The organism is Pseudarthrobacter sp. MDT1-40-2, assembly GCF_059383595.1.
Genome location: NZ_JBWZCL010000002.1, coordinates 161,462 through 173,488, shown reverse-complemented (window position 1 = coordinate 173,488; position 12,027 = coordinate 161,462). Strand labels below are relative to the sequence as shown.

10 protein-coding genes are annotated in these 12,027 nt (G+C 65.0%); 5 read left to right on the top strand and 5 right to left on the bottom strand.

The window, feature by feature from the left end; translation table 11 throughout:
• Positions 1–166: 166 nt before the first annotated feature.
• Both AC50X5_RS06960 and AC50X5_RS06955 read left to right on the top strand, forming a co-directional pair.
• Entirely contained in the window at positions 167–1,768 is a 1,602-nt protein-coding gene (locus AC50X5_RS06960) for a sensor histidine kinase (protein ID WP_494975382.1), read from the top strand.
• Complete coding sequence (locus tag AC50X5_RS06955; RefSeq protein WP_494976055.1) at positions 1,765–2,433, top strand: response regulator; 669 nt, start codon at positions 1,765–1,767, stop codon at positions 2,431–2,433. The genes AC50X5_RS06960 and AC50X5_RS06955 overlap by 4 nt, the downstream gene beginning before the upstream one ends.
• Here AC50X5_RS06955 and hutG read toward each other — a convergent pair.
• Complete coding sequence (hutG, locus tag AC50X5_RS06950; protein WP_494976054.1) at positions 2,420–3,427, bottom strand: formimidoylglutamase; 1,008 nt, start codon at positions 3,425–3,427, stop codon at positions 2,420–2,422. The two genes, AC50X5_RS06955 and hutG, sit on opposite strands and share 14 nt — an antisense overlap.
• Positions 3,428–3,671: 244 nt before the next feature.
• On the opposite strand from hutG, the gene AC50X5_RS06945 reads away from it, so the two are divergent.
• On the top strand, positions 3,672–4,976 hold the full coding sequence (locus AC50X5_RS06945; RefSeq protein ID WP_494976053.1) for a cation:proton antiporter: 1,305 nt from the start codon (positions 3,672–3,674) through the stop codon (positions 4,974–4,976).
• A gap of 40 nt (positions 4,977–5,016) precedes the next feature.
• On the opposite strand, the gene AC50X5_RS06940 is transcribed toward AC50X5_RS06945, so the two are convergent.
• Positions 5,017–6,456, bottom strand: coding sequence for an NCS2 family permease (locus AC50X5_RS06940; RefSeq protein WP_494975381.1), 1,440 nt, complete (start codon positions 6,454–6,456; stop codon positions 5,017–5,019).
• A gap of 112 nt (positions 6,457–6,568) precedes the next feature.
• On the opposite strand from AC50X5_RS06940, the gene AC50X5_RS06935 reads away from it, so the two are divergent.
• Positions 6,569–7,261, top strand: coding sequence for a copper resistance CopC family protein (locus tag AC50X5_RS06935; RefSeq protein WP_494975380.1), 693 nt, complete (start codon positions 6,569–6,571; stop codon positions 7,259–7,261).
• Between the two features lie 17 nt (positions 7,262–7,278).
• Here the strand turns inward: AC50X5_RS06935 and AC50X5_RS06930 are convergent, their stop codons facing one another.
• The gene (locus AC50X5_RS06930) at positions 7,279–7,911 is read right to left on the bottom strand and encodes an NAD(P)-binding protein (RefSeq protein ID WP_494975379.1); all 633 of its coding nucleotides are present in this window, start codon (positions 7,909–7,911) and stop codon (positions 7,279–7,281) included.
• Positions 7,912–8,257: 346 nt separating this feature from the next.
• Here AC50X5_RS06930 and AC50X5_RS06925 point away from each other — a divergent pair, with 346 nt between their 5' ends.
• A complete protein-coding gene (locus tag AC50X5_RS06925) occupies positions 8,258–9,292 on the top strand; it encodes a universal stress protein (protein ID WP_494975378.1) in 1,035 nt (344 codons plus the stop codon).
• A 12-nt stretch (positions 9,293–9,304) separates the two neighbouring features.
• Here the strand turns inward: AC50X5_RS06925 and AC50X5_RS06920 are convergent, their stop codons facing one another.
• Both AC50X5_RS06920 and AC50X5_RS06915 read right to left on the bottom strand, forming a co-directional pair.
• The gene (locus AC50X5_RS06920) at positions 9,305–10,873 is read right to left on the bottom strand and encodes a C40 family peptidase (RefSeq protein ID WP_494975377.1); all 1,569 of its coding nucleotides are present in this window, start codon (positions 10,871–10,873) and stop codon (positions 9,305–9,307) included.
• A gap of 187 nt (positions 10,874–11,060) precedes the next feature.
• The gene (locus AC50X5_RS06915; protein ID WP_494975376.1) at positions 11,061–11,975 is read right to left on the bottom strand and encodes a cation diffusion facilitator family transporter; all 915 of its coding nucleotides are present in this window, start codon (positions 11,973–11,975) and stop codon (positions 11,061–11,063) included.
• Between the last annotated feature and the right edge of the window lie 52 nt (positions 11,976–12,027).

Below are 12,027 nucleotides of genomic sequence, written 5' to 3'. Positions count from 1 at the left end.
TGTACGCAGAGAAAGTTAAGTTCATTGCGTTCACGTTTCCGGAGTCCCACCTGCACACGCGGGCAGGGCCCTGCGGTATAGTTCCGATACCCGGCGCGGGGGTGCACCGGCACGCACCGGCCCTGCAGAACCAGAGGAAAACCACACCGTGACTCGACGAAGAGGAATGTCCCTTGCCGGACAGTACCTGGTCCTGCAGTTGCTGATTGTCCTGGCGGTGTTGGTGGCCGTGGTGGCAATTTCACTGGCCCAGTCCACGGCAGCCTTCGAACGGATCGAGGGACGCAGGGCCCTGTCCGCTGCCGAAGGCCTGGGCGGGAGTCCTACCGTTCGGGCGTTGCTTCCCGACGCCGAACCACGGGTGGGTGCGGCCCTCACGGCAGTTGCCGAATCAGTCCGTCTGGTGTCCGGATCGGAGCACGTTGCGCTGGCCAGAATGGACAGGACGGTAGTGGCCTCAAGCGATCCGGGAATGCTGGGCCAACCGCTGGAACTCGGGCCCAGCAGGGTGATGGAAGGGCGGGCCTGGTCAGGTTCCGTGGGCGGTTCCGGCAAATCCCTGCTCTCTGCCCATGTCCCGGTACTGGACGACACCGGGACCATGATCGGGATAGCGTCCATCAGCAGAACCTACCCGTCCACAGTGGAACGCCTGGGTGAAGCCGTGCCCAACCTTCTCACTTATCTGGGGGTGGCCAGCGTCCTTGGCGTGGCAGGCTCCCTGCTGTTGTCCCGGCGGGTGAAACGGCAGACCCTCGGCATGGAACCAAGCGAAATTACGGGACTGGTGGAAAACCGGGAGGCGATGCTGCACGGTCTGAAGGAAGGCGTGGTGGGGCTGGATCCGCATGGCAGGATCACTGTGGCCAACGACAGCGCCCGCGAACTCCTGGGACTGCCCGCGGACTGCGTGGGTAAGCATTTGGCCAGCCTGCCGGTTGAACCCGCGCTGAAGGATGTTCTCACCCGCGAGCAGCCCGCAGCGGACCAGCTGGTGTTGGTGGGCGAGCGGCTGGTGGTGCTGAACCGGGTCCCCATCCGCTCCCGTAGCCGGGACATCGGTTCCGTGACCACCCTGCGCGACCGCACTGAACTGTCCTCCCTGGAGCGGGAACTGGGCGCCACACGGACGGCTACTGACACACTGCGCGCGCAGGCCCACGAGTTCGCGAACCAGCTCCACGTGATTTCCGGGCTGATCCAGATTGGCGAGTACGATTCCGTGGTGCAGTTTGTCAACGGCGCTACCCTTGACCGGACCCGGCTCAACGATGAGGTCACCAGCCGCATCCAGGATCCGGCGCTCGCCGCCCTCCTCATCGCCAAGTCCAGCCTGGCTGCGGAGCGCGGCGTCATTCTCCAGCTGGAACCGGAGTCGGCGTTGGAACGGGTGGACGATCACCTGTCCCGCGACCTCACCACCGTGGTGGGAAACCTCATGGACAACGCGTTCGACGCCGTCACCGGACTTCCCGGGGCGGCCGTCCGGGTTCTCGTAGAGGAGGAAGAGGACGCCGTGACGGTGACTGTCCGGGACAATGGGCCTGGCATCGGCATCAGCGATCCGGAGGAGATCTTCCGGCAGGGCTTCACCACGAAACAACCCGGTCCCCAAGGCAGCAGGGGCTTCGGCCTGGCGCTTTCGCGGGTGGTGTGCCGCAGGAGCGGCGGGGACCTGGGGGTAATGAACGACCACGGTGCCGTCTTCACGGCACGGTTGAAAAGGCAGGCAGTGCGGAACTTGGAGAGTGAGTGGACGACGCCATGATCAAGGTCCTGATTGTTGATGATGACTTCATGGTGGCCAAAGTCCATGCGGGCTTCATCCAGCGCACGCCGGGGTTCGCCGTCGTCGGTGTTGCCCACACCGGTGCCCAGGCTGTGGCCGAGACCGCCAGGCTCCAGCCGGACCTGGTCCTGCTCGATATCCACCTGCCGGACGTCAACGGACTTGACCTGATGCAGAGCCTGCGGAAGGTGGCGCCGGAGTTGGACGTACTGGTGATCAGCGCGGCCCGCGAAGTGGAGACGGTAAGGAAGGCGCTGCGCGGCGGCATCGTGCACTACCTCATCAAGCCCTTCTCCCAGACGGACCTGCAGGAGCGGCTGGAGCATTACCGCAGCGCCTATCAGAGCCTGGCCTCGTCCAAGGACGTGGCGGAGCAGTCGGACGTCAACCGGGTGTTCGGCCTGGACCGTACGGACAGGCCGCTGCCAAAGGGCTGCAGCATCGAAACCCTGAAGATGGTGGAATCGGCGCTGCAAGCGGCCGAGGGCGATCTGTCCGCCGCCGAACTTGCCGTCCAGCTGGGCACCTCCCGGGTCAGCGCGAGGCGGTACCTGGAGTACCTGAACGACGAAGGCCTGCTGGAAGTGCGCCTCAAGTACGGCGTGGGCCGGCCGGAGCGGCGCTACGTCCTTAAAGGCGCCTGATTCCCTGTGCCGGCGGCGGACCCTGGCGCAGCAGGGTATTGATCAGCCGGGCAGCCACTCTGGCGGTCCGGGAGTCGACGTCGAATTCCGGGTTAAGTTCCGCGATGTCCAGGTGGAGCAGCTTGCCGCTGGCTGCCACCTGCTTGCAGACTTCCACGATCACCGGCAGTGGAACTCCGTAGGACGCCGGTGCGCTCACCCCTGGTGCCACGGCCGCGGGCAGCACGTCCAGGTCAATGGTCAGATAGAGCACATCGACGCTGTCCAGGAAGCCGCCCACAAAGTCCCGGACCCGCTCCGGCGAGCAATCCTCATCCGTAAGGAACCGCACCCCCAGCCGCTCCGCCGTCGTAAACAGCGCTGCGGTGTTGTTCGGCTCGGAAATGCCCACGACGGCGTACTGGAGTCCGCGCCCGGCGGCAGCTTCCGCGCGGGCCATCTGGAGGAACGGGGTGCCGGAAGTGGCTACCGGTTCGTCGCGAAGATCGAAATGCGCGTCGAGGTTGAGGACGCCGAGCCGCTTTCCCTTGCCCACAACGGCCGAGCCAGCCACGCCAAGGTAACTGGCAAAGGCCGTTTCGTGGCCGCCCCCCAGCACCACGGGAAGTGTTCCGGCGTCGATCAGCGCTGTGATGGCGCTGCCTGCACGGAGTTGGCCGTTCTCAAGGCTTCCGTCCTCTACGGTCACGTCGCCGGCGTCGAATACGTCCCTGTCCAGGTGGAAGGCCAGGGGCGAGAGTGCCTTCCGGAGCGCGGCAGGTGCCTTGGCCGCACCTTGGCGTCCCTGGTTCCGGCGGACGCCCTCGTCGCTGGCGAAACCGAGCAGGACGGCGGGGTTTCTGGCGTCGGTGAGTGCTCCAGGTGCAACCGGCCGGACGGCCTGCCACCACCGGCGGTGTTCGTCGCCGTCGCCGTCGAATCGCCCGGTCCACGGCTGCGGGGCCTCATCAACGGCAGGCGGAAGTCCCGGCAGGCTGGATGCGGGGGACTCCATGGGTTCAGCGGTTGCGGGGGATTCGACGGGTCGGGCGGAAGGTTCGGGAGTCACGGCAGGCATAGTCCCAGCTGATCAAAACCGCGGGACAGAAGCGAGCGGCATCCTCGCGGACCTGTCCGGAATCCCGGATTCGGTGGAGGCAAAGGCGTAACAAGGGGAATCTCGGATGCTTCGGCACGCCGGTGGGGATATCGTAAATGAACTGCTTGTTGGCGGTCCCTACCGATCGGAGTGCCGCACCATGCTCGAAGTCCCCAGCCTTGTGTTTGCAGCAGCCGGGGTCGCGGTACTCGTGGCCAGCATTCTGCCAAGGCTCCTGCGCGATGCGCCCCTCTCCGTGCCCATGGTCTTTCTTGGCGGCGGGTTGGCCGCCTTTTCACTCATTCCCACGCTCCCGGACCCGGATCCCCTCCAATACCCGGACCTCACCACACACCTCGCTGAAATCTGCGTAATCATTTCGCTGATGGGTGCCGGCCTTGCGCTGGACCGGCCTGTGGGCCGGAAAAGCTGGGCAACAACCTGGCGGCTCCTGGGGATTGCCATGCCCGTCTGCATCATCGCTTTGACCCTGGTGGGGATGTGGCTGCTGGGTGTTGGGCTGGGTGTGGCGTTGTTGGCGGCTGCGGCGCTGGCGCCAACAGACCCCGTGCTCGCCAGTGAGGTGCAGGTGGGCGAGCCTGCGGACGAGACCGAAAGTCCTGAGCGCGAGGACGAAGTGCGGTTCGGCCTGACGTCGGAGGCCGGGCTTAACGACGGACTTGCCTTCCCTTTCGTGTATCTTGCCATCGCCATCAGCATTGTGGGCTCGTCGCCATCGAACTGGTTTCCTGAATGGTTCGGCATCGACGTGTTGTGGCGGTTGTCCATTGGTCTGCTGTTCGGCTGGCTCATCGGAAAGGCCCTGTCACGGCTGCTCTTCACCACGGGTAGGACAAGCCTGCGTTTATCGGAGACATCTGACGGTTTTGTGGCGCTGGCCGCTACTTTTTTGGCCTACGGCCTCGCGGAGATGGTTGAGGGGTACGGGTTCATCGCTGTTTTTGTTTGTGCGGTAACCATTCGCTCCGCGGAACGCCACCACGCGTATCACCAGGTGCTGCATTCTTATGTGGAACAGCTGGAGCGGCTCCTGACAGTGGTCATCCTGGTTCTGCTGGGCGGCGCTATTGCCCGTGGGCTGCTGGCGGAGGTCGGTTGGACGGAACTTGCCGTTGCCCTGATCTTCCTGCTGCTGATCAGGCCGTTGGCCGGCTTATTGGGGCTTTTGGGCGGCAAAACCGGCCCGCGTGAGCGGATAGCCCTGTCCTTCTTCGGCATCCGCGGCATCGGATCGCTCTATTACCTCTCCTATGCGCTGGGAAAGGGAGAATTCGCGGACCACGCCGAATGGCTGTGGTCCTTTATCGGGCTGGTGGTGGCGCTGTCCATCGTCATCCATGGCGTCACGGCATCGCCCCTGATGAACCGCCTGGACAACCTCCGCAGCCGGAGGGCGAAGACCGAATTCGGGGATGAAGGACTGGCCCCCAACACGCCCGTGTAGCAGGAGCATTGGGGGCCGTCTGCCCGTGTAGAGGCGCGGACTACACGCCCAGTGCGGCCTCGATGGGGCCGATCGCGAAGAAGAGCACAAAAGCGGCAGCCACGGCCCACATGAGCGGGTGGATGTCGCGGGTCCGGCCCTGTGCCGTGCGGATGACCACGTAGGAGATGAAACCTGCACCCAGGCCAATGGCGATCGAGTACGTGAACGGCATCAGGGAGAACGTGAAGAACGCCGGGATGGCGATGCCCCAATCCTGCCAGTCGATCTTGCCCACCTGCTGGACCATCATGAAGCCCACAACTACCAGGGCGGGGGCCACGGCTTCGAAGGGCACCAGATTGATCAGCGGGGTGAAGAACATGGCCACCAGGAACAACAGGCCGGTGACAATCGAGGCCAGGCCAGTCCGGGCACCTTCACCAATGCCGGCGCCCGCTTCGACGTAGATCTGGTTGGAGGAAACGGAGGCGCCGCCGCCAACAATCGCTCCCAGGGCGTCGACCTGAAGGACGCGGTCAACATTGGGGATGTTGCCATGCTCATCCACGCTGCCTGCCTCGTGTGCCAGGCCCACCATGGTGCCCATGGCGTCGAAGAAGATGCTGAGGAGGATCACGAACGCCAGCAGCGAGGCCGCTACGACGCCCAGGTGTTCAAAGGCGCCGAACGGGTTGGCCTTGCCGATCAGCGAGAGATCCGGAGCCGCCCACCCGGTGAACGTGGGTGCCACCAGGGACCAGCCCTGCGGGTTGAATGTGTTTTCGCCCACGCTGGGCCCGATGCGCAGCGTCGCTTCGAGGATCACGGAAATGATGGTGGAGGTGATGATGCCGATCAGGATCGCGCCTTTGACCTTCCGGACCAGCAGCACAATGGTCAGGAGCAGGCCGAAGACGAAAACCGCAGTGGGCCAGCCCAGCAGTTTGCCATCAAAGCCCAGGCCCACCGGTACCGTGGTGCCGGCCGCGTCCGGGAGGCGGCGGACAAAGCCCGCGTTGACCAGGCCGATCAGTGCGATGAAGAGGCCGATGCCTACCACAATGGCCCTCTTCAGCCCGTCAGGAACGGCCTTGAACACTGCGGTCCGGAAGCCGGTGAGGACCAGGATCAACATGGTCACGCCGGCCAGGACCACCAGGCCCATGGTGTCCGGCCACGTCAGCTCAGGGTTAGTGGCTACGGTGACGGCGACGAAGGCGTTCACCCCGAGGCCGGTGGCGAGGGCGAATGGGTGCTTCGCCCAGGCGCCCATCAGGATGGTCAGGATGCCGGCCACAAAAGCGGTCACAGCGGCCACCGCGGTGAAGCCCAGCGTATTGCCGCTGGAGTCCGGTCCGGAGAGGATCAACGGGTTAAGGACCACGATGTAGCTCATGGCAAAGAAGGTGGCAAAGCCCCCGCGGATTTCACGGGAGAAGTTGGACCCCCTCTCGGAGATCATGAAATACCGGTCCAGTGCAGAGCCCTGCTTGAGCATTAGTCCTCCGGATGAGTGATTGGAATTACCTGAATCCTATGGCTCCCGGGCCCGGGCAGCCGGCATATTCGCCTAGTCTGTAAGGAAGCCAACACAAGGGAGCTATACCCTCATGCCTTCCACCCGCCGTCCTTCAGCCGGTCTTTCCGCCTTGCCGGCACTCCTCCTGGCCGCCGTGCTCTTTGCCGGCGCACTGTTGACCAGCGCATTGTTCGGCGCCGTACTCCTCACTGCCGAGCCGGCATTTGCGCACGATGCCGCCGAAGGTTCAACGCCCTCCAACGGTGAGGTCGTTGCCTCGGTGCCGGCTCAGGTCTCCGTGACCTTCAACAACAATCCGCTGGGGCTCGGCGCGTCCATGTCAGTCAAGGACTCCTCGGGCACCGAGTGGGCGGCCGGCGGCGTGCAGATCGCGGACAATGTGGCCTCGCAGCCGCTGCGGCCTGGCGCCCCCGCAGGTGCCTACACGGTGAGCTGGCGGGTTGTCAGTTCGGATTCGCACCCCATCGAGGGGACGTTCACCTTTACCGCGGCGGCGAGCACTGAGGGAAGTACGACGGCGGCAGGTACGGCCGCGCCCTCGGCTACCGGGCCGGCGTCGTCCGCTGTTCCCACGGCAGGAACGGTTCCCACCCTGGGTACCGCTCCACCGGGTGCCACCTCTACCCCTGAACCGGTGGTTACCTCTTCCGAGCCGTTCCCCTGGAGCATCGTGGGGTTTGCCGTCGTGGCGCTGGGCCTGCTGGTGGCTTTGGGCGTCATGGCCCGCCGCCGGCTCCAGGCCGGCGACGAGGATTCCGAGTAAGGCCTACCGGGGCTCGGTCAGGCCGGTGCCGGCAAAGCAGCGAGCCCGCCTTGGCTGTAGTCGGAATCGGAAGCCATGGTGGCAGAAATTGCCTTGCTGACGGTCTTGGCCTGGCGGAGTACTTCTTTAGGGGATGGAACGATCAGCTCTCCCACGCCCACCAGGTAAAGGCCGATCGCGCGGAGTGCAGCGGCCACGTTCTGGCCCACCGCCATGCCCAGCTCCGCCAGCATGCGCCGGAGCTGGCTCTGCGCGCAACGGGTGAGCACGATGTTGTCCGCCAGCAGGATGCCCGTGGCCGTGTGGACTTCCCATTGCGGCGGCGTCGTGGCGCCCGGGACAACGTCCGCCAGATTCAGCTGGGAGGCGCGGGTGGCACTGCGGATATCAAGCCGGTGGCTGGCGGCATAATTGCGCAAGTGCCGCAAAATCTCGTTCCGTTCAATAAGGGTTGCCGAAGCTGATGAATCGCAGCGGGGCAGTGACGCAGTGACGGTACCCGGCTGGGCTCCCGGGGTGTCCAGTCCGTCCACGACGATCGCATCCACGCCACGCCGGCACAGTTCAGAGGCCACCGCCAGGCCGGAAAACCCGGTGCCGATGACCACGGTTGTTGTACGTTCGGTTCCGCTCACAGGCGTGCTCGCCACCACACAGTTCCTCTCAAGAGAATCGGAAGCACAGGCATCTTTACCCTGCACTCGCCGCGGTACCCCCAAGGTTTGGCTGAAGTGCCTGGTCCGGACATCTTCCGATGTTCCGAACCAACAGTGCAACGAACAATACAGAACAAAACCGGGCCTGGGTAGCCCCACTTCTTCAACTGGGAAAACGTGTGCCGGACCGGTGGGCGCCCACCCGAAGATCCTTCGGTTGGGCGCCTTGCAGGAGCCTGAAAGTGGGAGAATAGAGAGAAGTGGAGGCGGTTGACAACGGATCAGCCGGCGTCTGGCAGAATAGCGGCAACATCAGGCAGTATCGCAAGGAGGCGGCCCCATGGGAGCACAGGAGATTCATCCGGACCCGGCCAGGGACGACCACCGGGATCCGTCGGGCCCCACCGGCATCGTCGTGGGTGTTGACGGCTCGGAGCACGGCCAGTGTGCCCTGATCTGGGCTGCGCGGGAGGCTGAACGCCGTCGACGTCCCCTTCACATCGTTACGGCCTACTCCGTGCCCATCTTCGCCGCATCCGGGCTCGACGGCGGTTACGCAACCGTCGATGATTCGGTAATCCGGGAGGGTGCCGAATCCGTTCTGCGCCATGCCGTGGACAAAATTTCCGGCTACAACGTGGACGCCGATGCCACCGTTGAAAACGGCGACGCCGCGGGGGTACTGCTGGAGATTTCCGAATCGGCGGAACTGCTGGTGGTGGGAACCCGCGGACGCGGCGGCTTTGTGGGAAGGCTGCTGGGCTCCGTGAGCAGCGCCCTGCCTGCCCACGCCAAATGCCCCACGGTGACGGTCCCGCTCAGTTGTGCTCCACGGCTGGGCGAGGACGTTACGGACAAACGGGCCAAGGCAGACGTCGCCAAGGAGGGGCTACGGCCCGTTGAGAATGTTGTAGTGGTAGGTGTGGACGGTTCCGAGCAGGCCCGGGTGGCGGTTCTCGAAGCCGCGAGCCAGGCCGAACGGCTTGGAGCGAAGCTCCGGGTCATCTGTGCAGTTCCGCACTACACCGGCTCACTCGCCTGGGTCCCCGCACCCATGGACCGCACGGCCCTGTTCGCGGACATCAGGACCCAGCTGGATGCCGGCGGCCGCTGGTTGAAGTCCCACTACCCGGACCTGCCCATGGAGTACGAGCTCCTGGACGGGTCGCCGGTGGACGTGCTGGTGGACCAGAGCCGGCACGTTGAACTGGTGGTGCTCGGAACCCGGGGTCGTGGTGGCTTCGCCGGCATGCTGCTCGGCTCAACCTCGGACGGCGTGCTGCATCATGCCAAGTGCCCGGTGATGGTGGTCCCGGACCGCGAGGACCAGCGCCTCGCGGACCGTGAACAGTTTGGTCCGATCCCGGCTGTTTAGAGCTGGCGTCGCTTAGTAGCGGGCGGCGTAGCCGTAGGCAGGCGCCATCCACCGCAGTTCCGTGACGTCGATGCCTTCAGTCGGATTCAAGGCCTGCACCACACGCCCGCCGCCAAGGTAGATGGCCACGTGGTAAAAGTTCCCTTCACTGCCCCAAAAGAGCAGGTCTCCCGGCTGGGCCTGCGACATGGGCACCTTCACCGGGGCATGGGTGTACTGGGGTGTTGCCGTCCTGGGCAACCACTTGCCGGCTGCGGCGAACGAGGTGTAGACCAGCCCGGAGCAGTCAAAGCCATAGGGCCCGGTGCCACCCCACTGGTAGTAATGCGGTGCGCCGACTTTGCTCAGGGCAACGGAGACGGCCGTCTGGTTGGAACCGCCGGGAGCGGGTGCCGGCGGAGGTGCCGGTGCGGGGGGCGGCGGCGGTGCCGGAGCGGGTGGAGGGGCCGGGGCCGATACCTGAGGGGGTGCGGGCGCTGCGGGAGGCGCAGGTGCAACCGGCGCCGGAGGCGCGGGTGCGGGCGCAGGCGGAGGCGCGGGTGCGGCCGCAGGCGGCGGCGCGGGCGCTGGTCCGGCCGGCGCCGGAGGAAGCGCCGCGCCAGGCCTGTTCCCGCTGTTGGTATTGCCGCTGTTGGTATTCCCGCTGTTGCCGCCGGTGTTGTTGCTGCGATCGGCACTCCGCCCTGCCTGTTCGGCGGCGGCCCGCTCCGCGTCCGCGTGCTGCTCTGCCAACCGCAACTCCGCCCGTTGCTGCTCCAGGCCGGCGATGCGCTCGGACTCGAGTTCCGCCGTCGTATTTCTCAGAGTTGCCAGCTGACTGATCAGCACTGTGCGTTGAGCCTGCGCATCGGCGACGGTCTTCGCCTGGGCGGCGTTGGCCTCTTCAGCCTGGGTCTTGCGGATATCGGCCGTGGTGGCTGCCTCATCCGCCGCCCTGCGGGTTTCGGCTGCCGTTGCGGTGAGCGATTCAGCGGCTGAAGCGGCCGTTTCCGCGGACTGGAAAGCACGGCTGCGGTTGGCGGAGATGGCTTCCAAGGTTGCGGCCTGCTGCAGGGCATCACCATTGCCTGACATGAAGGTCCCCAAGGACGGGTTCAATCCGCCATTGCGATACAGGTCCCCGGCCAACTGGCCCACCTCTTTGCGGGTGAGCTGCTGCCGGGCTTGGGCTGCTTCGGCTTTGGTGGCGGCAAGATCAGCGGCAGCCCTGCGGTTCTGAAGTTCCACCAAGGCCTCGCTGTAGGCATTGTTTGCCTGCAGGGAGAGGGTGAAAGTAGCTTGTTGGGAGGCGACTGCGGCTTCCAGGATCTGCTCGATCTTGTTGACCTGCCGGGCGCTGGTGTCCTCGTCGGACTTGGCGGCAGCAATCTCTTCAGCGGAGGGGATATCCGGGGCAGCAGGTACCAGGATCGGCCGTTGGGCCAACGGGGAAGCGGGTGCCGCCTGTGCAGGGAGGCCGAACGCGCCGACGAGGGCCATGATGCTGCAGAGAACTGCGGTCTTTTTTGCCGCGCTGGCTGCTGCCGTCCTCAATGCTGTATGGCCGGATCTGGCCGTGCCGGCACCATTGGCCAAAACCATATGCTGAACCTCGCTGGATCGGGCCGGGAACAGCGAGGTTGGTTGGCACATTGGCATTGCCCCTCGGCGGATCATCCCGGCTCACAAGAGGCTACGTGCCCAAAAGCCACTTTGGCAACATTGGTCACATCAATAACATAAACAACAAGTGTGTCATTCCGCTGGATTTTGCGCCCGGCGTGTCCGGCTAGGCGTGCTGGTGTGACTCGTGTTCTGAATGGCTGGCCGGTTCCAGCTGGAAGGTGCAGTGCTCAGTATCGAAGTGCGAGCCCAGGCACGTGCCCAGATGGTCCAATATCTGGTCAGTTCCGTGCGCGTTGAGCATGGCATCTTTCACCACGATGTGGGCCGAGAACACCGGCACGCCGGAGGTGATGGTCCAGATGTGAATGTCGTGCACGTCCACTACGCCCGGAACAGTCAGAATGTGCTCGCGGATCATCTGGACTTCTACGCCCTTGGGCGTGGCCTCCAGCAGGACATCCACCACATCCCGCAGCAGGCTCCAGGCCCGGGGAAGGATCATGACCGCGATCAGCAGTGAGGCGATAGTGTCCGCCGCCTGGAATCCGGTGGTCATGATGACGATCGCGGCGGCGATGACCGCCACGGATCCCAGCAGGTCCCCGAGGACCTCCAGGTACGCACCACGGATGTTCAGGCTCTCCTTCTGGCCGCCGCGGAGGATCAGCAGCGACACCAGGTTGGCCAGGGCGCCGAGCACTGCAGCCCCGAGCATGATGTCCGTCCGGACTCCTGGAGCCTCCCCGAATCTACGGATGGCTTCAATGACGATCACCACGGCTATGACGATCAGGATCAGCGCATTGGCCATGGCCGCCAGCACCTCGGCGCGCTGGTAACCGTAGGTGCGCAGTTCACTGGCCGGCCTGGTAGCGATCCAGGAGGCCAGCAGCGCGATGAAAACGCCGGCGGCATCGGAGAGCATGTGGCCGGCGTCGGCGAGGAGGGCCAGCGACCCCGAAAGGACGGCGCCGATGATCTGGATCACCACCACAGCCAGCGTGATCGCCAGCACGATGACCAGGCGGTTCCGATGCCTTCCGGTGCCGGTCATTGCGTGGCTGTGATTATGTCCCATGTGCCTAGGTTATCGCTGCCGATGGCCGCTGGAGCCCAGCAGTGTGTGGCCT

What these genes read in the sequence shown, in the direction of transcription:
- AC50X5_RS06960 (WP_494975382.1), top strand. Translation starts at nt 167, where the DNA reads ATGTCCCTTGCCGGACAGTACCTGGTCCTGCAGTTGCTGATTGTCCTG.
- AC50X5_RS06955 (WP_494976055.1), top strand. Translation starts at nt 1,765, where the DNA reads ATGATCAAGGTCCTGATTGTTGATGATGACTTCATGGTGGCCAAAGTC.
- hutG (WP_494976054.1), bottom strand. Translation starts at nt 3,427, where the DNA reads ATGGAGTCCCCCGCATCCAGCCTGCCGGGACTTCCGCCTGCCGTTGAT.
- AC50X5_RS06945 (WP_494976053.1), top strand. Translation starts at nt 3,672, where the DNA reads ATGCTCGAAGTCCCCAGCCTTGTGTTTGCAGCAGCCGGGGTCGCGGTA.
- AC50X5_RS06940 (WP_494975381.1), bottom strand. Translation starts at nt 6,456, where the DNA reads ATGCTCAAGCAGGGCTCTGCACTGGACCGGTATTTCATGATCTCCGAG.
- AC50X5_RS06935 (WP_494975380.1), top strand. Translation starts at nt 6,569, where the DNA reads ATGCCTTCCACCCGCCGTCCTTCAGCCGGTCTTTCCGCCTTGCCGGCA.
- AC50X5_RS06925 (WP_494975378.1), top strand. Translation starts at nt 8,258, where the DNA reads ATGGGAGCACAGGAGATTCATCCGGACCCGGCCAGGGACGACCACCGG.
- AC50X5_RS06920 (WP_494975377.1), bottom strand. Translation starts at nt 10,873, where the DNA reads ATGGTTTTGGCCAATGGTGCCGGCACGGCCAGATCCGGCCATACAGCA.
- AC50X5_RS06915 (WP_494975376.1), bottom strand. Translation starts at nt 11,975, where the DNA reads ATGGGACATAATCACAGCCACGCAATGACCGGCACCGGAAGGCATCGG.